Here is a 23,674-nt window from a genome sequence, read left to right on the forward strand (position 1 = left end):
TGTAATATAAATGGCAAGATATACAGGTGCATCATGTAGACAGTGTCGTAGAGAGGGAATGAAATTATTCCTTAAAGGTGACAGATGTTATACAGACAAATGTGCTATAGCTAAAAGAAACTATGCCCCAGGACAACATGGTCAAGGGAGAAAGAAAGTTTCTAACTATGGATTACAGTTGAGAGAAAAGCAAAAAGTTAAGAGAATATATGGAGTTTTAGAAACTCAATTTAGAAACCTTTATGAGCGTGCAGAAAACATGCAAGGTAAAGCAGGGGAGAACCTATTAAGCTTATTAGAGAAAAGATTAGATAATACAGTTTATAGAATGGGACTTGCTTCATCAAGAAAAGAAGCTAGACAATTAGTAACTCATGCTCATTTCACTTTAAACGGACATAAGGTAGATATACCTTCATTATCAGTTAAAGTTGGAGATGTTATAGCAGTTAAAGAAAAATCTAGATCTTCAGAGAAATTTAAAGCACTAGTTGAAGGAAACACAAGAGTGGCTCCAAAATGGTTAGAGGCTGATGTAGAAGGAATGACTGCAAAAGTAGTTGGTGTTCCAGACAGAGAAGATATAGATCTTGAAATCGCTGAACACCTAATCATAGAACTTTACTCTAAATAATTAACATATATTAAATATTATTTTAAAATTTTGTTTGCCCTCAGTGGATTACTAAATTTTAAGGAGGGTTTTGTCCATGATAGAAATAGAAAAACCGAAAGTAGACATCGTCGAGATCGGCGAAAACTACAGATATGGTAAATTTGTAATCGAGCCTCTAGAAAGAGGATATGGTATTACTATAGGTAATGCTTTAAGAAGAATATTATTATCTTCTTTACCAGGTGTTGCAGTTAATGCAATAAAAGTAGATGGAGTACTTCATGAGTTCTCAACTATTCCAGGTGTAAAAGAAGATGTAACAGAGATAATATTAACTTTAAAAGAACTTTCTGCTACTATTGATGAAGATGTTGAAGAAGGTAGAACAATTAGAATAGAAGCTCAAGGGCCATGTACTGTAACAGGTGCAGATATAATTTGCCCTCCAGATGTTGAAGTAATAAGCAAAGATTTAGTTATTGCAACACTTGATGACAACGCTAAGCTTAATATGGACATATATATAGACAGAGGTAGAGGATATGTTTCTGCAGAAGACAACAAATCAGATAATGTGCCAATAGGCGTATTACCTGTGGATTCAATATATACTCCTGTTGAAAAGGTCAGCTACCATGTAGAAAATACAAGAGTTGGTCAAAAGACAGATTACGATAAATTAGTTCTTGAAGTCTGGACTAATGGAAGTATAAACCCTCAAGAGGGAATATCTCTTGCAGCTAAAGTTTTAGTTGAACATCTAAACTTATTCATAGATTTAACAGAGCATGTAAGCAATGTTGAAATAATGGTAGAAAAAGAAGAAGATCAAAAAGAAAAAGTTCTTGAAATGACAATAGAAGAGTTAGATCTATCAGTTAGATCGTACAACTGTTTAAAGAGAGCGGGAATTAATACAGTTGAAGAGCTAGCTAATAAATCTGAAGATGATATGATGAAGGTTAGAAACTTAGGTAAGAAGTCACTAGAAGAGGTTATCCAAAAACTAGAAGAACTTGGCTTACGTTTAAAACCTAACGAAGACTAAGATCGCAAAGGAGGGAAATAGCATGGCTAAGTACCGTAAATTAGGACGTGAGACATCTCACAGAAACCTAATGTTAAGAAACTTAGTTACTAGTTTACTGAGAAATGGTAAAATAGAAACTACAGTTACAAGAGCTAAAGAAACTCGTAGAATGGCTGAAAAAATGATCACTTTAGGAAAAAAAGGAGATCTACATGCTAGAAGACAAGTTTTAGCTTATGTTATGGACGAAACAGTAGTAAACAACTTATTTACTGATATAGCTCCAAAATATGCTGAAAGAAATGGTGGATACACTAGAATAATTAAAAAAGGGCCAAGAAGAGGCGACGCCGCTGAAATGGCAATTATTGAATTAGTTTAATAATCCAGGGAGTTATCTCTACGAATTATTTCGTAGGGGTAGCTCCTTTTTTATATTCAATTAAACACAAAAAAAGAATCTAACGTCTTTATGAGTATACCGGCAATTTCTCATCTAACAAGCATAGAATTTAGAAAACCGATAACTTTTTTTGTAGGCGAAAACGGAACAGGTAAGTCGACACTTCTTGAGGCAATAGCTGTTAGTTTTGGATTTAATACAGAGAGGGTGGAAGTTTAGATTTTATCTTCAATACAAAGGGCAGTCACTCAGGGCTGCACGACTATATTACGATTATGAGGGGATTAAAGAGATCTAGGGATGGTTTTTTCTTAAGAGCTGAGAGTTTTTTACAATGTAGCTACTTATATCGAGGAAACGGAAAATTATAGAACAAGTGGAGTAGAATATATTACTAGCCATAGAAGAGGTGGATATATTAAGTTTTGATGGATATGAGATTGAAAAGTTGGATTATGAAGAGACTGAAGTGTATCAAATACAAAGATGTTTATTTGAGGATAGAAAGCGTATTCTAAGTAGGATAATTGATATAGATAATTAAGATGGGCCTTAATTTTAGACATCTTTATTTTTAATTTAACAGGAAACAACATAAAAATAATTTAGCTTTATTTTTTAATGTATACATATGGTATAATAATGTGTAAACTAGGTTTGTAAAGACTTAGGAGACTGCTTATACAAAAGGAGCTGGCTATGAACAATATAGTAAAGGTTAACAATATATCATTTGAATACGTTACAGAAGAAGCTAAAGTCAAAGCTATAGATAATTTAAGTCTAGATGTTAAAGAGGGCGAGTTTGTGGCTATAATAGGCCATAATGGCTCTGGTAAATCGACATTATCAAAAAATTTAAATGCAATATTACTGCCTTCTGAAGGCAATATACTTATAGATGGAATAGATACTAGATCTGAAGAACAACTTTGGGATATAAGACAGACAGCAGGTATGGTTTTTCAAAACCCAGATAATCAGATAGTAGCGACAATAGTTGAAGAAGATGTAGCTTTTGGGCCTGAAAATTTAGGTATAGAGCCTAGAGAAATACGTGACAGAGTTGAAAAAGCACTTAAAAGTGTAAATATGTATGAATTTAGAAGGAGACAGCCACATCTGCTATCTGGTGGTCAAAAACAAAGGGTTGCGATAGCTGGTATAATTGCCATGAAACCAAAGTGCATTATATTCGATGAAGCTACAGCGATGTTAGATCCATCTGGTAGAAAAGAAGTTATGAGGACTATCAAAGAGCTGAACGGTAAAGAAAATATAACCACTCTACATATTACGCACTTTATGGAAGAAGCTGTAGAGGCTGATAGAGTGATAGTTATGGAAAAAGGAAGAAAGATATTAGAAGGCACCCCAAGAGAGGTATTTAGGCATATCAAAGAGCTTAAAGATATAGGTCTTGATGTTCCTTGCATGACAGAATTGTCGAGTCTACTAAAAGAAGAAGGCGTAGACATTTCTGATGATATATTAACAGTGGATGAGATGGTGATGAATTTATGTCAATTATAGTAGAAAACTTAACACATATATACGATGAAGGTATGCCATTCGCTAATAAATCATTAGATAATGTGTCTTTTGAAATCAAGTATGGCGATTTTGTTGGGCTTATAGGCCATACTGGATCTGGTAAATCGACGCTGATTCAGCATCTTAACGGTATACTGAAGCCTTCATCAGGAAATATATATATAAATGGTTTTGATATAACTAAGAAGGATTTAAACCTTACAGAGATAAGAAAAAGGGTAGGGGTAGTGTTTCAGTACCCAGAATACCAACTTTTTGAAGAGACAATAAGCAAGGATATTGCATTTGGACCGAATAACTTAGGTCTGGGAGAAGAAGAGGTAAATAAAAGAGTAAAAGAATCGATAAAGGCAGTGGGGCTTGATTACGAAGAATTTAAAGATAAATCTCCATTTGATCTGTCTGGTGGACAAAAGCGTAGAGTTGCAATAGCTGGGGTTATAGCTATGAACCCGGAAGTATTGATATTGGACGAACCGACAGCGGGACTTGATCCAGGTGGAAGAGACGAGATATTTGAGCTTATACAAACTCTACATAAAAAAAATAATATGACAATTATACTGTCTTCTCATAATATGGATGATATGGCTAAATTAGCGAACAATATAATTGTTATGAATAAAGGTCAGATAGAGTTTATGGGAAGCCCTAGAGAAATATTTAAATCGAATTCAGCAAGACTAAAGGAAATAGGGCTAGACATACCACAGGTACTTGAACTTGCGATCAAACTTAGAGAAAGAGGATTTGATGTAAGGGAAGATATAATTACAGTAGATGAAGCAAAAGAAGAGATACTAAGAGTGTTGAGAGGAAGGGAAAAATGCTAAAAGATATAACAATCGGACAATACTATCCATCTGACTCCACAATCCATAGATTGGATCCTAGAATAAAGCTTATAGCCACATTAATATTTATGGTGTCAATATTTGTTATAAACAAATACTGGGCTTATTCCGTGGTCTTGATCTCTATGCTTGCAATGATAAAGCTATCAAATATACCGGTCAAATTAATAGTCAAAGGAATTAAACCCCTAAAATGGATTATACTATTTACGTTTATAATAAACTTATTCTTTATACCGGGAGATACTCTATGGTCATTAGGAATAGTTAAAATAACTACACAAGGTTTAAATCAAGCGATTTTTATGGCAACTAGGCTTGTGTTCTTAGTAGCGGGTACGTCGATACTTACGCTTACAACATCTCCAATCGAGCTTACAGACGGAATAGAGAGGCTCTTAAAGCCATTTAATAAGCTGGGACTACCAGTCCACGAACTTGCTATGATGATGACCATAGCACTTAGATTTATACCTACACTACTTGATGAGACAGATAAAATTATGAAAGCTCAGATGTCTAGAGGAGCAGATTTTGAAAGTAAAAACATAATAAATAGAGCTAAAAATTTAGTTCCACTTCTTGTACCACTGTTCGTGAGCGCTTTTAGAAGAGCAGATGAATTAGCAATGGCTATGGAAGCCAGATGCTATAGGGGTGGGGAGAACAGAACCAAAATGAGAGAGATTGTAATGACAAAGGCTGATTATATAGCGTGGGTTATTCAATTTATCTATCTTATAGCTATTATAGCTACTAGATTTATTTAGGAGTATTTTATGAGAAATATTAAAATAACAGTACAATATAATGGAAAGAACTACTGTGGTTGGCAAAGTCAACCTGACTCAGTGGGTATACAAGGCGCCATTGAAAATGCTTATTATGAAATTGCAAAAGAAAAAATAAAAGTTATAGGTTCTGGAAGGACAGACTCTGGGGTACATGCACTTGGACAAGTTGCAAACTTTACTACAGATTCTAGCATCAGTGCGGATAAAATACCTAATGCACTGAATGCTAAACTGCCTAAGGACATATCAGTTGTAGAAGCTGAAGATGTCGTTGAAGATTTTCATGCTAGATACAGTGCAAAAAGTAAGTGTTATAGATATATGATTCATAACAACAGGTACAGAAACCCGATCGTCAGTGGAATATCATATCAGGTCAAATACGACTTAGACTTTGATAAAATGGTAAGAGAATCAAAGTCGCTAATAGGGACTCACGATTATAAGGGATTTATGAGTTCTGGATCTCAGGTAAAGAGCACCGTTAGAACAATATATGATTTAAGATTAGAGAAAAAAGAAGACATGATTGTTCTTGAGATTGAAGGTAATGGTTTTTTATACAATATGGTTAGAATCATAATAGGAACATTAGTAGATATTGGAAGAGGAAGAATCACTGAACCTCTGTCAGAAGTGATAGAGTCAAAAGATAGGGGTAAGAGTGGTCACACTGCTCCAGCTTGTGGATTATTTCTCAAAAAAGTTTTCTATTAATATTGACATACAGCCCATAGTGTATTAAAATATATAAGCATGTGTTAATAAGTCCACTTGCCCCGGACTTGACATAGACGGAACAATAATTTTAAGGAAAAAGAGCTGAGGAGGATAACGATGAAAAGTTATATAGATAAGCCAGCTGATGTACAAAGAAATTGGTACTTAGTTGATGCTAAAGGAAAAACATTAGGCCGTATGGCTACAGAAATAGCTACTATATTAAGAGGAAAGCACAAACCAACATTTACTCCTCATGTAGATGGTGGAGACTTTGTTGTTGTAATAAATGCTGATAAAGTAGTGTTAACAGGAAAGAAATTAGATCAAAAAATGTACAGATATCATACAGGTTATGTAGGTGGATTAAAAGAAATATCTTACAAGCATATGATGGAAAATAAACCAGAAGAAGTAGTAGCACACGCAGTAAGCGGAATGTTACCTAAAAATAAATTAAGAAGCAGAATGATGACTAGATTAAGAGTATTTGTTGGTGCAGAACACACTCACGCAGCTCAAAATCCAGAAGTTATAGACTTTAAATAAGGTTAATCGGTGAAAGGAGGAGTTATCATGGCGAACGTTCAATATTATGGAACAGGAAGAAGAAAGCATTCTACAGCTAGAGTAAGACTAGTTGCAGGTGAAGGAAACATAACAGTAAACGGAAGAGATTTAAGTAACTATTTCGATTACGAAACACTAATAAGAGATGTTAAGCAACCATTAGTATTAACTGGTAATGAAAATAAATACGATGTTATAGTAAGAGTTGAAGGTGGAGGATTCACTGGACAAGCTGGAGCTATAAGACACGGAATATCAAGAGCATTACTAAAAGCTGACACTGATTTAAGACCTGCTTTAAAGAAAGAAGGATTCTTAACTAGAGATGCTAGAATGAAAGAAAGAAAGAAATACGGACTGAAAGCAGCGAGAAGAGCTCCACAGTTCTCAAAAAGATAGTTATATACGATATATTCAAGATCTCAATGGAAAATTTATTCCATTGGGATTTTTTATTTATACAGAAACTTTTTTGAGTTTTTATTTACTTTAAATAGAAAACTGTAACATTTACGAATGAGAAGTGTACACAATTTTCTAATACCTTGCTAAAAGGTATAGGTAAATTTTCAATAGGATTTGACAGGTAGAATGGATAACAAGTTATTTTTTTAGTTCTCTTAAGATCGAGTATATAATAATTAGTAAACAATTTTGCTTTACTAGTTAATGATAAGTAATTGTTTTGATATTTCATTAGATAATCTAATATTTAACTTTGCATAGATATAAACTATAATTAATGTTATTTAAATAGATAATACAAATTTGAAGTTGATGTATCCTCTAGATATAATTGAGGAGAAGACAAAAATTTACATATTTAGGGAAAAGGAGAAATATTATGAAAAAAAGATTGTTAGCTTTATGTATAACCTTAATGATGGTAGCCGTACTTGCTATAGGATGTTCAAGTCCTGACAAATCTACAGATTCTAAAGCAGAAGACAAAAAAGCATCAGTGTCATCGAGCCAAATTTACTTTAATGGATCTTCAACTTTAGCACCAGTAATAACTACAATTGCAACTAACTTTAACGAAGAACACGGAACATGGGACAAAGTTGATTCAAAATTCCCAGAGGAAGCCATATCAATATATGTAGCGGCAGGCGGATCTGGACAGGGTACAAAGGCTATAATTGATGGAACTACTACATTTGGTATGGTAGCTAGAGAAGTGAAGGACGAAGAGAAAAAGGAAATTAAAGACGAAAAAGAATATCAAGTTGGGATTGATGCATTAACACTAGCAGTTAATCCAGAAAACCCAGTAACAGGTGTTTTAGACAACCTTACTAAAGATCAAATAGTTAAGATATTCTCTGGAGATTACAAAACTTGGAAAGATCTAGACCCTTCTCTTCCAGCAGAGAAGATAGTTGTAATAACTAGAGATATAAGCGGTGGAGCTCATGAAGTATTCCAAAAGAATATAATGGGGGATACAGATGTGACATCAGAATCTATTCAAGCTCCAACAATGGGTGGATTAGTTGAAAAAATTATAGATAATAAATACGCTATTGGTTACGCATCATACGGAGTTGCAAACCAAAATGAAGGTAAGATAAAAGTACTAAAAGTAGACGGAGTAGAAGCTAATGAAGCTAATATTTTAGATGGTTCGTACATAATTCAAAGACCTTTACTTCTAGTTGGATCTGGAAAAGCAACAGATGAGCAACAAGCATTCCTTGATGTCGTACTTGGAGAAGAAGGACAAGCTATAGTAAAAGAGATGGGATTCATCCCTATGAAGTAATTTGATTACAAGATGGCGTCTCAATATAAAGATATTGATGTAGTAAAACACGGTAGGTAATATGATATCAATTCGAATCGGCCAGTATGAATGTCAGCTGGCTATATCGAGCTCATTGATACCTGATTGCCTACCGATTTTGCATGTTTATCTGTCATGTTTAGTTTTGAGATGTTTTATTCTTTAAAGGGGGAATAACTGTGAATAAAGCAGTTAAAATTATTTTTAAAGCAGTAGTATTTGCTGGAGCAGTATTTACATTTTTACTTACGATACTTATGGTATGTCATATATTTTATGAGAGTTATCCGGCATTCTCAAAAATTGGACTAAGACTTTTTAATATAGATGCTGAATGGAGACCCCTTAGCAATAATCCATCATACAGTATTATGGCGGCAATAGCAGGAACAATTTATGTACCAACTATAGCTGTTTTTATATCTGTAATTTTTGGTGTAGGATGTGCATTATTTTTAAATTTTTATACCACGAAGAAAATTTCAAATATGTGCCTTTCATTTATTGATCTAGTCGCTGGTATTCCTTCTGTAATTTTCGGATTTATAGGCTTATCAGTACTAATTAAGTTCTTTGAAAATAATTTGAAGATGACATCGGGCGAATGTGTGCTTGCAGCTGGGATACTTCTAGCAGTTATATTACTGCCATTTGTAGTATCGGCTTGCAGTGAGTCCATTGAGGTATCCAGGAAAAAATATGAACTTACAGCACTATCTCTAGGACTCTCTAAAGAGGTATTTATTGTAAAAATATTATTGCCGTCTATGAAGACAAGTATTGTAACTTCAATAATGATGGCATTTGGACGAGGACTTGGCGAAACAATGGCAGTGATGATGGTAATAGGAAATTCACCTATTTATCCAAAATTATTTGGACGAGCTCAGACAATACCTTCGCTTACAGCACTTGAGATGGGGAGTGTTGGATATGGAAGTCTTCATCTTTCGGCTCTATACGCAGCAAACTTTGTGTTAATAATTATCCTAATAGTTGTGTTCGGAACAGGATATATATTCAAGAGGAGGTTACGTATAGATGAAGAGAGCATTTAGTAAGATAGTAGTTAGAGCTATATTATTTTCGCTTGGTATATTAGCACTAAGCGCAGTTTTCTATGTATTTGGATATATATTTTGGCGTGGAAAAGATGTTGTTAGTCTCTCATTTATTCTAGATTCACCATCGGGTATGCCTATTGGTACAGCGGGAGGAATATATCCAGCGCTTATAGGGTCTATTTCTTTAGGAGCATTCTCTGCTTTAATAGGTGGTGTATTTGGAATCTTGACAGCGATTTATATAACATTCTATGCTTCAAAGGGTGTACCGTACAATATAATTAGAGCTTCAGTATCTTTTTTATCTGGAATCCCGTCCATTATTTTTGGATTGGTAGGATATACACTACTGGTCTATAAATTCGGAATGGGTAGAAGCCTTTTGTGTGCAGGGATAACAGTTTCAGTAATGATACTACCATTTGTCGCTATAAGAGCACAAAAAGTATTTAGAGAAAATGAGACAAGGTATATGTATGAATCTTTATGTTTAGGGATCTCAAAAGAGCACACAATTTTAAAGGTTATATTACCATCTTGCTTTGTAGAATTGATAAGTGCTGTAGCGCTTGGAATGGCATATGGTATGGGTGCAGTAGCCCCTATAATGTATACTGGAGCAGTTATGATATCTTCAATGCCGGCTGAATTCAATAAACCATTTATGTCACTTCCATACCATTTATACATGTTAGTTACGGATGGAGCCTCTTTTGAATACGCCTATGGAACTGCATTTGTACTGATGATATTATTGCTCCTTATACACCTGATCTGTAGAGGAATTGGAAGTTTGAGAGAGGGTGCGCAGTGGAAGTCTAGAAAGAACAAGGTGGATTAATTATGAATATAAAAATCGAACAATTACGTGTAGGATACGGAAAGAAACAAATTCTAAGCGATGTATCTCTATACATACCGACTAAGAAAATTACAGCTATTGTAGGCCAATCTGGGTGTGGAAAATCGACCCTTCTCAAATCCATAAATCGAATTATAGAAGAAGATGGAGGTAAGATCGAAGGGAAAATAATATTAGATGGCAGAGATACAACAGATATCCCAAAAGAGGAGCTTAGAAAAAATATAGGGTTGGTATTTCAACAACCAATAGTATTTCCGTACAGTATTGAAAAAAATATTGCATATGTACTAAATTATCATTTTAATTTAGATAAGCAGGAAGTTCAAAAGCGTACGAAGTATTACTTGGAAGTAGCAAAGTTATACGATGAAGTTAAAGCAAATTTAAAGATGCCTGCAAATAGATTATCTGGAGGACAGCAGCAGAGGCTCGCTATTGCGAGAAGTCTATGTGTGGAACCGAAAGTGCTGCTATTAGATGAACCATGCTCTGCCCTAGATATGAAAAATACAATAGCGATTGAGAACATGTTATTGGAGCTTAAAGATAATTATTCAATAGTTATAGTAACCCATAATCTTGCACAGGCAAAGAGAGTTGCAGATCAAGTCGTATTTATGGACAAAGGCAAAATTATTGAAATAAGTGATAAAGAAATGTTCTTTGAAGAACCAAAGACGGATTTAGCACGAGAATATATTAAGTATATGTAGAGGGGATAAATATGAAAATCGAAATTCCTGGATATAAAACACTAGAAATCAAAAATCTGGTATTGGATTACAATGGAACGATTGCAATTGATGGTTCAATACCTGTAGATATTAAAGAAAACTTGATAAAATTATCGGAAGAGTTCAATATCTATATATTGACAGCAGATACACATGGAGATGCTGAAGAACGATGTGAGGGTTTGCCGATTACAATAAAGACATTTCCTGGAGAATGTGCAGCAAACTCTAAATTAGATATTGTAAAAAATCTAGGTAGCGGCGTTTGCGCATGTATAGGAAATGGACGAAATGATGCTTTAATGTTTAGGGAAGCAGAGCTATCTATAGCTGTTGTTGGAAAAGAGGGTATATATGCTCCCTTATTAGCTGAGTCTGATATATGCGTAAGATGTATTGGAGATGGTTTAGAATTGTTTTTAAAGCCGGCTAGAATTATTGCAGATTTAAGAGGGTAGATAAGTTTTAGTGAATCTTATAGCATAGTCCATTTAACAACGATCACGAATGGGCATAGGGTTGTATATTCTAAAAAAAATTTTAGCATTTATAGTAACATATAATGTATCTAGTTTGATTGCAGATAGTATCGCAATTATAATTTTTTTATTAATGAGATATAATTTTGAAGGTGTAATGATTGAAGTTCAAAAAATGTTATGAATCTAGTGATCTAATCATAGAATGATAAAACATATTACATGAAATAGACGAATTGATATTGCTATGATAAAATGGTTATTAATTATTAAAAAATAATTAGAAAATAATATGTGTTAAAAAATAATTGTTAAAATAAAAGGATGAAGAACACATGGAATTTATAGTAGATAAAAGAGGCGAATCTAAAGTAGTAATTGTGGACAGTGTGGATAAGTCTATAAAAAACACAGGTGATGCAATGGATATTATGGCATCAATAAGCTACAATTATAAGTGCCAAAAATTTGTAATAAAAAAAGAGAATATTGTCGAAGAATTTTTTGATTTAAAGACTAGGCTTGCAGGGGAAATACTTCAGAAATATACAAATTATAGTATGAAAGTCGCAATAGTAGGCGACTTTAGCGTATACGAAAGCAAAAGCTTAAAAGATTTTATATACGAATGTAATCATGGAAAACAAATTTTCTTTGTCGAAAATATAGACGATGCTTTGGATAGGTTACATAGTATTTAAATTTCTAAAATAACTTATATATCGAATGTGTATTTTTTAGTGTATTAATTGTGAACAATGTGGATAACTTTTCTGATTAAAAGGATTGACAATTTTTTTAAAAAAATTATAAATAAAAATCATATATAATAAACTATAAAAATTTTATAGAAATAATAAAAATTAACAACTACCTAACAACTCTTGTTGACATTTATCTATTTAGGTTATATACTAATTTTAAAATTAAATACTCTTCAGGGCGGGGTGTGATTCCCCACCGGTGGTTATAGCCCACGCGCCATATGGCATGATTCGGTGTGATTCCGAAGCCGACAGTATAGTCTGGATGAAAGAAGAATAGATAAAATAAACTATATTAAGCAATATTTCAGTAATTGTATTAGCACTGACTGATACTATTTGTATTAGTCTAAAACGATTTACTGTAATTTATTTTATTGATGAGATAATATCGCTCTGGAATTTTTATTCCAGAGCTTTTTTATTTTAGATATCTGTGAAAAACGCCCTTATTTTGGGGCGTTTTTTAATTTATATTTAGAATCAGGTCAGGAGGTACTTATGGATAAAGATTTGTTTTACATGAAAAAAGCACTGGATTTAGCTAAAAAAGGAGCTGGAAGGGTTAGTCCAAATCCAATGGTAGGCGCAGTAATTGTAAAAGACGGTGAAATAATAGGCTCTGGTTACCATAAAGAGTATGGAGGCGCACACGCTGAGGTAAATGCTATTAGTAGTTGTACAAATGATCTTTATGGTTCTACAATTTATGTGACCTTAGAACCTTGTTGCCATTACGGCAAAACCCCTCCATGCACGGATGTAATTATAAAAAGCGGAATAAAAAGAGTTGTAGTTGGATCTGTAGACAACAATCCTCTGGTAAGCGGACAGGGAATAGATAAGCTAGAAAAACATGGTATAAAAGTTGAGTCAAGCGTACTGAGAGAAAAATGTGATGAGATAAATGAAGTGTTTTTTTACTCTAACAGGGTACATAAACCGTTTGTAATTATGAAATACGGAATGACCGCAGATGGCAAAATTGCAACTGTCACTGGGGAATCAAAGTGGATAACTACTGAAAAATCTAGAGAAAAAGTACATAAAACCAGAAATGACCTATCATCGATAATGGTTGGGATTGGAACTGTTTTGAAAGATGATCCACTTTTAACATGTAGAACTACAGACGGTAAAAACCCTATTAGAATAATTTGTGACAGTCAACTTAAATTGCCCCTGAGCTCTAAAATTGTAAAGACTGCTAAAAATATAAAGACTGTAGTCGCAACTATAAGTGAAGATAATAATAAGATACAAATTTTAGAAAATCTTGGAGTTGAAGTTATAACTGTATCAAATTTGAATGAGAGATTGGATTTAAATGATCTTATGAAAAAGCTTTGGGATCTAAAAATAAATAGCATTTTGCTTGAGGGAGGCTCGACACTAAATTATAGTGCTCTTGAAAGTGGGATAGTCGATAGATTGAATATATATATAGCTCCTAAGATTTTTGGAGGATCTAGGAGTATATCGCCAATAGGGGGAGAAGGGGTATCAGATATTAAAAATGCTTTTAAGTTGAAATACAGAAAAACAACTATGTTTGATGAGGATATATTAATTGAATACGATGTTTTGACTAAGAGGTAAATTTATATATAAATAGATATAAAACTTGTATAGGCGGGGAGGAAATCATGTTTACAGGTATAGTCGAGGAAATAGGAACTATAAAAAATATAGTTAAAAGCAGATCTTCTTTTAAACTTACAATCAAAGCCAAAAAAGTATTAACCGATATAAAACTCGGCGATAGTATTGCAGTAAGTGGAATATGTTTGACGGCAGAAAATATATCAACGACAACATTTGCAGCAGATGTTATGTCAGAAACATTGGCTAGAAGTTCTCTAAATCTACTAAAGCAGGGAGACAAAGTGAATTTAGAGAGGGCAATGCCTATTAATGGCAGATTTGGGGGACATATAGTCTCAGGTCATATTGACGGAGTTGGAACAATAACTGGACGAGAAGAAGATGGCAACGCTGTGTGGATAAAGATAAAGGCTGATGAAAATATACTTAAATATGTAGTTCTAAAAGGTTCAATTGCCATAGATGGAATAAGTTTAACAATAGCTCATGTTGATATGGAGTCTTTTAAAGTGTCGATAATACCGCACACTATGAGTCAAACGACGCTTCTTGATAAAAGCGTAGGAAATAATGTTAATTTAGAGTGTGATGTTGTAGGTAAATACATAGAAAAGTTGATTGGATTTAAAAGTGGCTCGGATGCAAAGGAAAGTGTGAGTTGTAAAAAACAAAAATAGATGAAGGCTTTTTAAAAATAAATGGTTTTTAAGTTAAATAAAAATAGATAATTTTGGAGGTTGAGATATGTCTGTGTTTGGAACAATAGAAGAAGCAATTGAAGATATTAAATTGGGTAAGATGATAGTTGTGACTGATGATCCAGAACGAGAGAACGAAGGAGATCTAATCTGTGCTGCTGAGTTTGCTACATGTGAAGTAATAAATTTTATGGCTTCGAACGCGAAGGGTTTGATATGTATGCCTATGAGTGAGAGTATGACAGAAAAGTTAGGACTACCGCAAATGGTTGATAAAAATACCGATAATCATGAAACTGCTTTTACAGTATCTATAGATCATGTAGATACAACAACGGGAATTTCGGCGATTGAGAGATCAGTAACTGCCGTAAAGAGTACTTTAGGAGATGCTAAGCCTGAAGACTTCAGGAGACCAGGACATATGTTTCCGCTTAAAGCAAAGGATGGTGGAGTTATAGAGAGAAATGGTCATACGGAGGCGACTGTGGATTTCGTAAAGATCGCAGGATTAAAAGAGATAGGCATATGCTGCGAGATTATGAGGGAAGATGGAACTATGATGAGAACCAAAGAACTAAAAGAGTTTTCTAAAGAGCATGGTTTAACTTTTGTAACTATAAAGGATTTAATCAAGTACAGAAAAGACAACAATTTGTAACTATAGATAGCAAAGAGTTAGCAAATAAATGAGTCGACGAATAAATAAGTTGCTAAGTATAGAAATGAAATATTTGTAAAGTGGTGATTAGATTATGAACACAGGACAAAACAGTAATACGGGTAAAAATAAGGATAAAGAAGAAAATTGTGAATATAGAATATCAGATAAGGAAAAAAATAATTTGCGATTTAAAGTCAAAAAAATGGAGCATGTAGTAAAAGCAGATATGCCTACAAAATACGGAAAATTTGATATACATGGATATGTAAATAAAGAAAATGGAGAACATCATATAGCATTGGTTATGGGAGATATAGGTAATGGAGAGCCTGTTCTTGTTAGAGTCCATTCAGAGTGTTTAACTGGAGATGCTTTAGGAAGCTCAAAATGTGATTGTGGCGATCAGTATGAAGCTGCTATGAAGGCTATTGCAGATGAAGGAAGAGGGGTTCTAATATATTTAAGACAAGAAGGAAGGGGTATAGGGCTAATTAATAAACTTAAAGCTTATTCTCTTCAAGATGAAGGCCTTGATACTGTCGAAGCTAATTTAGCTTTGGGATTTCCAGCCGATTTAAGAGATTATTCTGTAGGGGCTGAAATGCTACTCGATTTGAATATAGATAAATTAAAACTTTTAACAAACAACCCGGATAAAATATCGGGAATAGAAAAGTATGGAATTGAAATAGTAGATAGAGTTCCTATAGAGACTGTACATAAAAAAGACTGCGAATTTTACATGTATGTTAAAAAAGAAAAGATGGGTCATATTTTAGGTACTTATAATAAAAACTAAAAAATAGGAGGTATGAATATGAACGTATATGAGGGAAGATTGGTTGCAGATAAGAGTATTAAAATTGGTATTGTAGCGGCGAGATTCAATGAGTTTATTGTTGGAAAGCTTATTGAAGGAGCACTTGATGGTTTGAGACGACATGATGTAAAGGAAGAAGATATATCGTTGGCATGGGTTCCTGGTGCATTTGAAATACCTTTGATAGCTGGAAGAATGGCTAAATCAGGAATGTATGATGCAGTTATATGCTTAGGGGCAGTAATAAGAGGATCTACAACCCATTATGACTATGTTTGCAGCGAAGTATCTAAAGGAATCGCGAATGTATCTTTAAAGAGTGATATTCCAGTATTATTTGGGGTACTTACAACCGAAAATATTGAACAAGCTATTGAAAGAGCAGGCTCTAAAGCTGGTAATAAAGGTTTTGAGAGTGCAACGGCTGCGATAGAGATGGTAAACCTAATAAAATCATTACCTCAAAAATAGTTGGTAGATAAAATTGTTTCTCAATTAATTCTGAGGCCCTATAATTCTAATATAAAGGGATAAGATGATTTGATATAAAAATACAAGATAATAAGTGTAAATGAAAATCGAAAAAGAATAAATAAATAAAAAACTCAAATAAAAAGTGCAAATAATAATTTAATATAAAAATAGAGGCTTAGAATCCGAGGTTGATTTTAAGCCTCTTAACTTTGGTTAGATATTGTTTTAGATTTTTCCGAAGTTACTTTTTTAAAAGCTTATTTAACTCATTAGAAATTTTCTGATTTTCCCAGTTAGAATAAAAGTAAAATACAATTATATGAGCTAATATTGCAATAATTAGCATCATAAAAATCCAAGGCTTAATAATTTCAAACATATTAGTAGAAAATAACCAAACTGATACAACTCCACCAGAAATATTAATTACTGAAGAAATAATAATTTTGCCATAAACCTTCATTGAAGAAAAATTCCATAATACTGGATACATAAGTCCGAAAATTATCGCAAATATTGTGCTGATACCAACTAATTTCCAAATATATGGAAGTGTTAATGTAAGGTCGTTTAAAAATATAGATATTAATCCTAAAATCCATACAAAGGTTATAGAAAAAGTTTGAAAAAAGTCTGATTTAAGTTGTTTTACCATGATAATCTCTCCTTAATTGATTTTACATAATTTCTACTTACAAGATACGATGAATGATCGCTTAGCGATACTTCTAAACGTGAGTTTGATGCTGAGGAAAACTTCTCTATTTCATCTAAATTGATGATTGTTTGATTATTTATTTTAGATAAATGGTTTTCATTTATCTTTTCTAATTCTTTAAGTCGTTTATTAATCAAATATAGTTCGCCAGTTTTCATTTTTACAGAGCACATGTGCCCTTCAGACTGAAAAACTAGTACTGAATTAATATCCACTTGATGTCTACTATCGTTTTTAGCATTGATAACCGTTAGTTTACGTCCATTATTAAGATGATCTTTTATATTTTGAGCTAATTTGTTATTTTCGGGATTTATTTTAATTATTAATTCCTCTTTGCTCATAAGCTTATCAAGTAAAATATTTATTTTCATAATTCCTCCTTCCCATGATATTAATATACTATCTGATTGCCTGATTATCTATAGTTTATTGTTTTGTTGCACTTTCTGGTCATTTTTTTACATTTTATAGCTGATTAGACAGATATACAAGATTCAATTGGTATTTAGAAATTTCTAAATTAAAAAATTATGCAAAAAAGCCAACTGGGATATCAGAATCTCAATTGGCTTTTACACATTTTTTAAAGTCTATGTACTTATAGTTTTTTTCTAACTATAATTAAAAATCTACCTTTTCTCCATAATATATGCAATTAAATAACTTAACCATATTTTCCTTATCTATTTTTCTAGGATTTGAACCAGTACAAGCATCTTCAAGAGCACGCTCACTTATTAATTCAACTTTTTCTTTGAATTTTGCTTCGTCTAATCCATAATCTTTCAATGTCGCAGGAATATCCATAGATTTATTTAGATCTTTAATTTTGTCAGTAAGTGCATCTATTAATTCATCATCACTGTTACCTTTTAAATTAAGACGCTTAGCGATTTTTACATATCTATCGGCACATTCTTTTTTATTGTAGTCAATTACATATGGTAAATATATTGCATTGGCACATCCGTGTGGAATGTGGAATACTGCACCTGTTTTATGAGCCATAGAGTGAACGATACCTAGAAGAGCATTGCTAAATGCCATCCCAGCCATACATTGAGCGTAGTGCATCAATTCACGTGCATTTGAATCGCCTTTGTATGAATTCATTACATTTTCATCTACCATCTCTATCGCTTCTAATGCTAGTGGATCAGTAAAAGCTGTTGCCATTGTTGAAACATATGCTTCTATTGCATGTGTCAATGCATCCATACCTGTGTGCGCAGTTAATTTTGCTGGCATTGTTTCTGCGAGGTCCGAATCAACGATTGCTATATCAGGTGTTATATTAAAGTCTGCAAGCGGATATTTAATTTCAGTTTTGTAGTCTGTTATAACTGAAAATGCTGTTACTTCCGTAGCTGTTCCAGATGTTGATGGAATTGCTATAAACTTAGCTTTTTGTCTAAGTTCTGGGAATGAGAATGGTTGAGTAATTTCTTCAAAGTTCGTATCTGGATATTCATAGAAGACCCACATAGCTTTTGCTGCATCTATTGGTGATCCTCCCCCCATTGCAATAATCCAGTCCGGTTCGAATTCTAACATAACTTTGCTTCCGTTTAATACTGTATCAACAGATGGATCGGGTTCTATATTTTCTATTAGCTTTGTCTCAATTCCAGCTTCATCAAGGTATCCTAACACCTTATCTACAAAGCCAAATCTTCTCATTGATCCTCCGCCTAGTACTAATACTGCTTTTTTACCTTTTAGTTCTTTTAACTTTTCAATTGAACCATTTCCATAGTAAATATCTCTTGGTAATGTAAATCTAAACATATACAAAACACCTCCATAGAATTTTGGTAAAGCTTGTATTTAAAACTTGTAACGATAATATTTTAACGCTAATTTCATAGTAAATCAAGCTTAATAAAAATGATATACTAATGTTTAAATAAGAGGATTAAATGGTATTAGTCATTATATAGTTAAATATGAAATAGAATGTAATTGTTATATTAAATTAATAAAATAAAAATATTTTAAGTAATAGAGTTAAGGAGGAACAGATATGAGAGGATTTGGAATGACTTCAGTAGGAAATGCAGCTTGGTTAGATAAAGAAAAGCCAGTTGCAGGTCCATATGATGCAATAATAAGACCTACAGTATTAGCGCCTTGTACATCTGATGTCCACGCTTTACACGGTGGTGCTGGTGAGAAGTTTGATAAAATATTAGGACACGAGGCAATTGGGGAAGTAGTAGAAGTAGGAGAATTAGTTACTCGATTTAAACCAGGTGATATAGTAGTTGTACCTTGTACAACACCAGACTGGATGGCGCCAGGAGTTCAGGGTCAAGTAAGCAACGCTCATGATTGGGGTCTAATGAAGAGTTTTAAATTTGTAAGTTCTAAAGACGGCGCATTCGCTGAATTTTTTCACGTAAATGATGCAGATGCAAATTTAGCATTATTGCCAGAAGGTGTAGCACCAGAAGAAGCACTTATGATAGTTGATATGATGACTACAGGATTTAGTGCAGTAGAAAATGGTAGAGTTGGATTTGGAGATACAGTAGTTGTTATAGGAATAGGACCTGTTGGACTTATGGCTGTAGCAGGAGCCAAACTCAGTGGTGCTGGAAGAATAATAGTTGTCGGTACTAGACCAAACTGTGTTAAGATAGCTAAAGAGTATGGAGCAACTGATGTAATAAGTTATAAAGATGGAGATATAGTTGAGCAAATATTAAAATTAGTTCCAGGTGGAGTTAATACATCTATAATAGCAGGAGGGAATCAAAATACTTTCACTCAAGCTATAGCGATGACTAAAGAAGGTGGAGTTATATCAAATGTGAACTTTTTTGATATAAAAGATACACTTAGTATGCCAGCGTACTTATGGGGACTTGGAATGAGCAATAAAGATATACGTTGTGGATTCGCTCCAGGTGGTACTGTAAGAATGGAAAAACTTCTTAATATGATTAAGTACAAAAGGGTAGATACTTCTAAACTTATAACTCATCGTTTCTACGGATTTGATAAAATAGAAGAGGCATTTAAACTTATGGAAGAAAAACCAAAGGATTTAATCAAACCAGTTGTGTTTATAGATTGGAATGATAAATAAAATCTCATGTATATAATTACGGGATAGCGCTTGTAGAGATGCTATCCGTTTTTAATTGTGTGTTTTAACATATTAAACTTCCAAACCATATAAATATTTTTTTATTATTAAGGAATAAATATATTGCGAATACGCTAAAAGATTGAGGAAAATTAACACATACAGCCATTTAATCGATCTTGAATTAAGTTAAGCCTAAAATAGAATGAAAAATTAGTGAAATAAAATATTTATAAAACATATATTGTAATATAAATAAATGAAAAGGTGATAGATATGAATTTCGGATTTTTTGCTGGACTTACCGGGAATGTTGTAACTCATTGTGATAAAGGTTATTTAAAAGCAAGACGAGAAAGAAACCTTGCGATACAGAAATTCCCTCTTGCAATCGTATTTTGCAAATGTGAGCAAGATGTTGTAAACGCAGTTTGCTGGTGTCAGGAAAATAATATTTTTTTCAGAGTGAGAAATGGGAGACATCATTATGCTGGGTATTCTACAGGAAATAATGTATTAGTTATTGATGTGAGTAATTTAAATACACTGAAGTTGGATGAAGAAGAAGGATACCTTGTAGTGGGTGGGGGAGTAAATAATGAGAAACTATATAGGTTTATTTCTTCTAGAGGCTATCCATTTCCAGGTGGAAGTTGCCCATCAGTAGGATTAAGTGGATATGTATTAGGCGGGGGTTGGGGTTATTCAGCTCGGTACTTGGGTCTTGGTTGTGATAGCCTCGTTGAAGCTGTATTAATTGACTACAAGGGTAGGAGGACTCTTGCAAATAGACAAATAAATCCCGATCTTTTCTGGGCATTAAGAGGAGGCGGTGGAGGAAATTTTGGAATAATAGTATCGATGAAATTTAAGTTACCTAAAAAGGTAGATAAAGTTACATTTATACAATTATACTATCCTAATACAAATGCTAAATTACAATACCAATTTTTAAAGGTATGGCAGGAGTGGTTAGTCGGACTAGATAGTAGAATTACACTTGGTGCAAGAATATATAACTCGGAATCAGAGGGAAAGGCTGTTTTTAGTAGAGGAATATTTTATGGGACACCAGAAGAAGCAAAAATATTAATTAAACCTCTTACTAATATATTAGGGGTGCAGGTAAATATTCAATACCTTCCATTTTTAGATGTAATAAAGCAAATAGAAAGCTCTTATCCAGCATATGAAAAATTTGAGTCAGTAAGCGGATTTGTAGGAGATATGTATAGCGATAAGGAAATTTCAGATATAGTAGATCTTATACAGGATAGATCAGTTGGATCAATATATGCAGGAATATCATTGTATGCAATGGGAGGAGCTATAAAAAGAAAGAAGAGTGCTGATACAGCATTTTATTATAGAAAATCAGAATATATAATATGGCTAAATACAGTATGGGAAGATGATAAATACGAGGGAAGAAACCTAGACTGGATCGACAGAAGGGCTAACTTTATACGTAGCATTTCTTATGGTTCGTATGTCAATTTTCCTTATAGTGAAATTTACGATTATATGGAAGAGTACTATGGATATAATCAATATAAGCTTTTGGATGTTAAATGTACGTATGATCCTCATAATGTGTTTAGATTTCCACAAAGTATACGATAAAGCACAACCCAATTTAAGTAGATTTGGTAAAAAAATAATGGAATATACTTAAATTGGGTTGACCATAAGGAAGGCAATGTGATTGATGCTTGTTATCTATATAATAAAGTTCATATTATTACTTTAAATATAATATATATGTACGGGGTGATATAGTGAAGAAGTACATAAAGTATTATATTTTTAGCGGAGTTCTATTAGTTTTGGCTTCTGTATTTATACTTGAGATAAAAAATGTGTCTGAAGAAGCCATGAAATATACTCCTATAACAAAAAAGACCATAATTCTAGATGCAGGGCACGGAGGCATAGATCCTGGGGCTTTAACCAAAGATCACAGTACAAATGAAAAAGAAGTAAACCTAGCAATCACACTGAAGCTAAGAGAATTAATCGAATCTAGTGGGGGGTTAGTTATACTGACAAGAGATGATGACAGTAGCCTATATAAAGAAGAAGGTAATAAAACTATAAGACAAAAGTACAATGAGAATTTAAAAAATAGAAAAAGAATAATCGAAGAGTCGGAAGCAGATATGTTTGTATCTATACATCTAAACGCATTTGAACAATCTAAATATTACGGGGCTCAAACTTTCTACCCTAAAGATAAGGAGGATAGTAAGCAACTATCTAAATGTATTCAAGATGAATTGAAGAGAGTAGTAGATAAAACAAATAATAGAGAAGTAAAGCCTAGAGATGACATATATCTATTAAAAGATAATCAAATACCATCTATGTTGATAGAATGCGGGTTTTTGTCCAATGAAAAAGAAAGCAAGCTTTTAACGGATAAAGAGTATCAAGAAAAAATAGCATGGGCTATATATGTAGGAATACAAAAATATTTAAGTATCAATAACTAATAATCTACTGAAATTCCAAGGTTTATCTAGGCTGGTTATCTATGATATCGGTCTAGATATTTTTTTTATTTAAAAAAGTATTGACTTTAAATATTACAGGTGATATTATATACGAGTGCCAAAAATACAGAAGGTTTTTAGAAACATTATTGTAGGCACTTTATTGAAAATTCAAGTATTCGAGATAATTTAAATCTCGAAAAAAGTTAAAAAATTTATTTTAAAAAAGTTGTTGACAATGAAAAAAATAAATGATACTATAATACTTGTCTTAAGAAAAGAATAAGCCATAATTAATCTGGTTACTACAGCAAAGAGGATACACCTGTTCCCATTCCGAACACAGAAGTTAAGCTCTTTAGCGCTGATGGTACTTGGTGGGAAACTGCCTGGGAGAGTAGGACGTAGCCAGTTAATGCCGAAGTGGCGGAATTGGCAGACGCACAGGACTTAAAATCCTGCGGGACTTACCTCTCGTACCGGTTCGATTCCGGTCTTCGGCACCAGCATAATTATTGGACCATTAGCTCAGTTGGTTAGAGCGCCCGGCTCATAACCGGTAGGTCTGGGGTTCGAGTCCCTGATGGTCCACCAAAGTAATTATCAAAAGAACATTGAAAATTAAACAGTAGGTTAATTTATAAGAAAACAAGAAACAAACCATATAAAGCCAGATATTAAAGATAACGATAGTATCTGAGCAGGTCAAATTATTATTGAGAGTTTGATCCTGGCTCAGGATGAACGCTGGCGGCGTGCCTAACACATGCAAGTCGAGCGAACCCCTTCGGGGGAGAGCGGCGGACGGGTGAGTAACGCGTGGGTAACCTACCCTGTACACACGGATAACATACCGAAAGGTTTACTAATACGTGA

Annotated in this window: 28 protein-coding genes, 2 tRNA genes, 2 rRNA genes and 1 riboswitch; of the genes, 29 read left to right on the forward strand and 3 right to left on the reverse strand. The window is 33.4% G+C overall.

From position 1 onward, the window contains the following. Positions 1-10 precede the first annotated feature (10 nt). The 22 genes from rpsD (at position 11) to ribH (ending at position 16,491) form a co-directional block, all read left to right on the forward strand. On the forward strand, positions 11-634 hold the full coding sequence (rpsD, locus tag T473_RS0110030) for a 30S ribosomal protein S4 (RefSeq protein WP_024621785.1): 624 nt from the start codon (positions 11-13) through the stop codon (positions 632-634). A 76-nt stretch (positions 635-710) separates the two neighbouring features. Continuing rightward, on the forward strand, positions 711-1,664 hold the full coding sequence (locus T473_RS0110035) for a DNA-directed RNA polymerase subunit alpha (RefSeq protein WP_024621786.1): 954 nt from the start codon (positions 711-713) through the stop codon (positions 1,662-1,664). 22 nt (positions 1,665-1,686) lie between these two features. Beyond that, entirely contained in the window at positions 1,687-2,028 is a 342-nt protein-coding gene (gene rplQ, locus T473_RS0110040; protein WP_024621787.1) for a 50S ribosomal protein L17, read from the forward strand. A gap of 90 nt (positions 2,029-2,118) precedes the next feature. Beyond that, entirely contained in the window at positions 2,119-2,268 is a 150-nt protein-coding gene (locus T473_RS19810) for an AAA family ATPase (protein WP_304341366.1), read from the forward strand. A gap of 190 nt (positions 2,269-2,458) precedes the next feature. After that, positions 2,459-2,593, forward strand: a complete 135-nt coding sequence (locus T473_RS19435; RefSeq protein WP_278246358.1) for a hypothetical protein — start codon at positions 2,459-2,461, stop codon at positions 2,591-2,593. A gap of 155 nt (positions 2,594-2,748) precedes the next feature. Beyond that, complete coding sequence (locus tag T473_RS0110055; protein ID WP_024621788.1) at positions 2,749-3,582, forward strand: energy-coupling factor transporter ATPase; 834 nt, start codon at positions 2,749-2,751, stop codon at positions 3,580-3,582. Continuing rightward, entirely contained in the window at positions 3,570-4,436 is an 867-nt protein-coding gene (locus tag T473_RS0110060; RefSeq protein ID WP_024621789.1) for an energy-coupling factor transporter ATPase, read from the forward strand. Before T473_RS0110055 ends, T473_RS0110060 begins: the two co-directional genes overlap by 13 nt. Then, positions 4,430-5,227: an energy-coupling factor transporter transmembrane component T family protein gene (locus tag T473_RS0110065; RefSeq protein ID WP_024621790.1), complete on the forward strand. Its 798-nt coding sequence runs from the start codon at positions 4,430-4,432 to the stop codon at positions 5,225-5,227. The genes T473_RS0110060 and T473_RS0110065 overlap by 7 nt, the downstream gene beginning before the upstream one ends. Positions 5,228-5,236: 9 nt before the next feature. After that, a complete protein-coding gene (gene truA / locus T473_RS0110070) occupies positions 5,237-5,968 on the forward strand; it encodes a tRNA pseudouridine(38-40) synthase TruA (protein ID WP_024621791.1) in 732 nt (243 codons plus the stop codon). Positions 5,969-6,088: 120 nt separating this feature from the next. Beyond that, complete coding sequence (rplM, locus tag T473_RS0110075; RefSeq protein WP_024621792.1) at positions 6,089-6,520, forward strand: 50S ribosomal protein L13; 432 nt, start codon at positions 6,089-6,091, stop codon at positions 6,518-6,520. A 27-nt stretch (positions 6,521-6,547) separates the two neighbouring features. Beyond that, positions 6,548-6,940, forward strand: a complete 393-nt coding sequence (gene rpsI / locus T473_RS0110080) for a 30S ribosomal protein S9 (protein ID WP_024621793.1) — start codon at positions 6,548-6,550, stop codon at positions 6,938-6,940. A 445-nt stretch (positions 6,941-7,385) separates the two neighbouring features. After that, the gene (locus tag T473_RS0110085) at positions 7,386-8,306 is read left to right on the forward strand and encodes a phosphate ABC transporter substrate-binding protein (protein ID WP_024621794.1); all 921 of its coding nucleotides are present in this window, start codon (positions 7,386-7,388) and stop codon (positions 8,304-8,306) included. Positions 8,307-8,506: 200 nt separating this feature from the next. Then, the gene (gene pstC, locus T473_RS0110090) at positions 8,507-9,385 is read left to right on the forward strand and encodes a phosphate ABC transporter permease subunit PstC (protein ID WP_024621795.1); all 879 of its coding nucleotides are present in this window, start codon (positions 8,507-8,509) and stop codon (positions 9,383-9,385) included. Continuing rightward, positions 9,369-10,232 (forward strand): PstA family ABC transporter permease, encoded by an 864-nt coding sequence (locus T473_RS0110095; RefSeq protein ID WP_024621796.1) that lies wholly within the window; start codon positions 9,369-9,371, stop codon positions 10,230-10,232. Before pstC ends, T473_RS0110095 begins: the two co-directional genes overlap by 17 nt. A 2-nt stretch (positions 10,233-10,234) precedes the next feature. After that, positions 10,235-10,969: a phosphate ABC transporter ATP-binding protein gene (locus T473_RS0110100; RefSeq protein ID WP_024621797.1), complete on the forward strand. Its 735-nt coding sequence runs from the start codon at positions 10,235-10,237 to the stop codon at positions 10,967-10,969. 11 nt (positions 10,970-10,980) lie between these two features. Further along, a complete protein-coding gene (locus tag T473_RS0110105) occupies positions 10,981-11,448 on the forward strand; it encodes an HAD family hydrolase (protein ID WP_024621798.1) in 468 nt (155 codons plus the stop codon). A gap of 356 nt (positions 11,449-11,804) precedes the next feature. Next, positions 11,805-12,170 carry a DUF4180 domain-containing protein gene (locus T473_RS0110110; RefSeq protein ID WP_024621799.1) on the forward strand — a complete coding sequence of 122 codons (366 nt, stop codon included), beginning with the start codon at positions 11,805-11,807 and terminating at the stop codon, positions 12,168-12,170. 228 nt (positions 12,171-12,398) lie between these two features. Then, a riboswitch (FMN riboswitch) is annotated at positions 12,399-12,514 on the forward strand. Between the two features lie 220 nt (positions 12,515-12,734). Then, complete coding sequence (ribD, locus tag T473_RS0110115) at positions 12,735-13,832, forward strand: bifunctional diaminohydroxyphosphoribosylaminopyrimidine deaminase/5-amino-6-(5-phosphoribosylamino)uracil reductase RibD (protein WP_024621800.1); 1,098 nt, start codon at positions 12,735-12,737, stop codon at positions 13,830-13,832. A gap of 47 nt (positions 13,833-13,879) precedes the next feature. Next, positions 13,880-14,515: a riboflavin synthase gene (ribE, locus tag T473_RS0110120; RefSeq protein ID WP_024621801.1), complete on the forward strand. Its 636-nt coding sequence runs from the start codon at positions 13,880-13,882 to the stop codon at positions 14,513-14,515. Positions 14,516-14,582: 67 nt separating this feature from the next. Next, positions 14,583-15,197 carry a 3,4-dihydroxy-2-butanone-4-phosphate synthase gene (gene ribB, locus T473_RS0110125; protein ID WP_024621802.1) on the forward strand — a complete coding sequence of 205 codons (615 nt, stop codon included), beginning with the start codon at positions 14,583-14,585 and terminating at the stop codon, positions 15,195-15,197. Positions 15,198-15,291: 94 nt separating this feature from the next. Then, a complete protein-coding gene (ribA, locus tag T473_RS0110130) occupies positions 15,292-15,999 on the forward strand; it encodes a GTP cyclohydrolase II (protein WP_024621803.1) in 708 nt (235 codons plus the stop codon). An 18-nt stretch (positions 16,000-16,017) separates the two neighbouring features. Then, positions 16,018-16,491 (forward strand): 6,7-dimethyl-8-ribityllumazine synthase, encoded by a 474-nt coding sequence (ribH, locus tag T473_RS0110135; protein ID WP_024621804.1) that lies wholly within the window; start codon positions 16,018-16,020, stop codon positions 16,489-16,491. 244 nt (positions 16,492-16,735) lie between these two features. Here ribH and T473_RS0110140 read toward each other — a convergent pair whose 3' ends face one another. The 3 genes from T473_RS0110140 to T473_RS0110150 form a co-directional block, all read right to left on the reverse strand. Next, positions 16,736-17,149, reverse strand: coding sequence for a hypothetical protein (locus tag T473_RS0110140; RefSeq protein ID WP_024621805.1), 414 nt, complete (start codon positions 17,147-17,149; stop codon positions 16,736-16,738). Then, complete coding sequence (locus T473_RS17275) at positions 17,143-17,586, reverse strand: LytTR family DNA-binding domain-containing protein (protein ID WP_024621806.1); 444 nt, start codon at positions 17,584-17,586, stop codon at positions 17,143-17,145. Before T473_RS17275 ends, T473_RS0110140 begins: the two co-directional genes overlap by 7 nt. A gap of 250 nt (positions 17,587-17,836) precedes the next feature. Beyond that, positions 17,837-19,003: an iron-containing alcohol dehydrogenase gene (locus tag T473_RS0110150; protein WP_024621807.1), complete on the reverse strand. Its 1,167-nt coding sequence runs from the start codon at positions 19,001-19,003 to the stop codon at positions 17,837-17,839. A gap of 235 nt (positions 19,004-19,238) precedes the next feature. Between T473_RS0110150 and T473_RS0110155 the strand changes: the two genes are divergently transcribed. The 7 genes from T473_RS0110155 to T473_RS0110185 all read left to right on the forward strand — a co-directional run. Beyond that, complete coding sequence (locus tag T473_RS0110155) at positions 19,239-20,306, forward strand: zinc-binding dehydrogenase (protein ID WP_024621808.1); 1,068 nt, start codon at positions 19,239-19,241, stop codon at positions 20,304-20,306. Between the two features lie 276 nt (positions 20,307-20,582). Then, positions 20,583-21,929, forward strand: a complete 1,347-nt coding sequence (locus T473_RS0110160; RefSeq protein WP_024621809.1) for an FAD-binding oxidoreductase — start codon at positions 20,583-20,585, stop codon at positions 21,927-21,929. A gap of 155 nt (positions 21,930-22,084) precedes the next feature. Further along, the gene (gene cwlD / locus T473_RS0110165; protein ID WP_024621810.1) at positions 22,085-22,798 is read left to right on the forward strand and encodes an N-acetylmuramoyl-L-alanine amidase CwlD; all 714 of its coding nucleotides are present in this window, start codon (positions 22,085-22,087) and stop codon (positions 22,796-22,798) included. 297 nt (positions 22,799-23,095) lie between these two features. After that, positions 23,096-23,212 (forward strand): 5S ribosomal RNA (gene rrf / locus T473_RS0110170). A gap of 3 nt (positions 23,213-23,215) precedes the next feature. Continuing rightward, positions 23,216-23,304: transfer RNA gene (locus T473_RS0110175), tRNA-Leu, on the forward strand. An 11-nt stretch (positions 23,305-23,315) separates the two neighbouring features. Then, positions 23,316-23,392, forward strand: a tRNA-Ile gene (locus T473_RS0110180). Between the two features lie 118 nt (positions 23,393-23,510). After that, positions 23,511-23,674: ribosomal RNA gene (locus T473_RS0110185) — 16S ribosomal RNA — on the forward strand; the annotation flags it as partial.

It is taken from the genome of Clostridioides mangenotii TR (assembly GCF_000498755.1).
Lineage (GTDB): Bacteria > Bacillota > Clostridia > Peptostreptococcales > Peptostreptococcaceae > Metaclostridioides > Metaclostridioides mangenotii_A.

Excerpts from the sequence above, each read along its gene's own strand:
- rpsD (WP_024621785.1), top strand. The coding sequence starts at position 11 with ATGGCAAGATATACAGGTGCATCATGTAGACAGTGTCGTAGAGAGGGA.
- T473_RS0110035 (WP_024621786.1), top strand. The coding sequence starts at position 711 with ATGATAGAAATAGAAAAACCGAAAGTAGACATCGTCGAGATCGGCGAA.
- rplQ (WP_024621787.1), top strand. The coding sequence starts at position 1,687 with ATGGCTAAGTACCGTAAATTAGGACGTGAGACATCTCACAGAAACCTA.
- T473_RS19810 (WP_304341366.1), top strand. The coding sequence starts at position 2,119 with ATGAGTATACCGGCAATTTCTCATCTAACAAGCATAGAATTTAGAAAA.
- T473_RS0110055 (WP_024621788.1), top strand. The coding sequence starts at position 2,749 with ATGAACAATATAGTAAAGGTTAACAATATATCATTTGAATACGTTACA.
- T473_RS0110060 (WP_024621789.1), top strand. The coding sequence starts at position 3,570 with ATGTCAATTATAGTAGAAAACTTAACACATATATACGATGAAGGTATG.
- T473_RS0110065 (WP_024621790.1), top strand. The coding sequence starts at position 4,430 with ATGCTAAAAGATATAACAATCGGACAATACTATCCATCTGACTCCACA.
- truA (WP_024621791.1), top strand. The coding sequence starts at position 5,237 with ATGAGAAATATTAAAATAACAGTACAATATAATGGAAAGAACTACTGT.
- rplM (WP_024621792.1), top strand. The coding sequence starts at position 6,089 with ATGAAAAGTTATATAGATAAGCCAGCTGATGTACAAAGAAATTGGTAC.
- rpsI (WP_024621793.1), top strand. The coding sequence starts at position 6,548 with ATGGCGAACGTTCAATATTATGGAACAGGAAGAAGAAAGCATTCTACA.
- T473_RS0110085 (WP_024621794.1), top strand. The coding sequence starts at position 7,386 with ATGAAAAAAAGATTGTTAGCTTTATGTATAACCTTAATGATGGTAGCC.
- T473_RS0110095 (WP_024621796.1), top strand. The coding sequence starts at position 9,369 with ATGAAGAGAGCATTTAGTAAGATAGTAGTTAGAGCTATATTATTTTCG.
- T473_RS0110100 (WP_024621797.1), top strand. The coding sequence starts at position 10,235 with ATGAATATAAAAATCGAACAATTACGTGTAGGATACGGAAAGAAACAA.
- T473_RS0110105 (WP_024621798.1), top strand. The coding sequence starts at position 10,981 with ATGAAAATCGAAATTCCTGGATATAAAACACTAGAAATCAAAAATCTG.
- T473_RS0110110 (WP_024621799.1), top strand. The coding sequence starts at position 11,805 with ATGGAATTTATAGTAGATAAAAGAGGCGAATCTAAAGTAGTAATTGTG.
- ribD (WP_024621800.1), top strand. The coding sequence starts at position 12,735 with ATGGATAAAGATTTGTTTTACATGAAAAAAGCACTGGATTTAGCTAAA.
- ribE (WP_024621801.1), top strand. The coding sequence starts at position 13,880 with ATGTTTACAGGTATAGTCGAGGAAATAGGAACTATAAAAAATATAGTT.
- ribB (WP_024621802.1), top strand. The coding sequence starts at position 14,583 with ATGTCTGTGTTTGGAACAATAGAAGAAGCAATTGAAGATATTAAATTG.
- ribA (WP_024621803.1), top strand. The coding sequence starts at position 15,292 with ATGAACACAGGACAAAACAGTAATACGGGTAAAAATAAGGATAAAGAA.
- ribH (WP_024621804.1), top strand. The coding sequence starts at position 16,018 with ATGAACGTATATGAGGGAAGATTGGTTGCAGATAAGAGTATTAAAATT.
- T473_RS0110140 (WP_024621805.1), bottom strand. The coding sequence starts at position 17,149 with ATGGTAAAACAACTTAAATCAGACTTTTTTCAAACTTTTTCTATAACC.
- T473_RS17275 (WP_024621806.1), bottom strand. The coding sequence starts at position 17,586 with ATGAAAATAAATATTTTACTTGATAAGCTTATGAGCAAAGAGGAATTA.
- T473_RS0110150 (WP_024621807.1), bottom strand. The coding sequence starts at position 19,003 with ATGTTTAGATTTACATTACCAAGAGATATTTACTATGGAAATGGTTCA.
- T473_RS0110155 (WP_024621808.1), top strand. The coding sequence starts at position 19,239 with ATGAGAGGATTTGGAATGACTTCAGTAGGAAATGCAGCTTGGTTAGAT.
- T473_RS0110160 (WP_024621809.1), top strand. The coding sequence starts at position 20,583 with ATGAATTTCGGATTTTTTGCTGGACTTACCGGGAATGTTGTAACTCAT.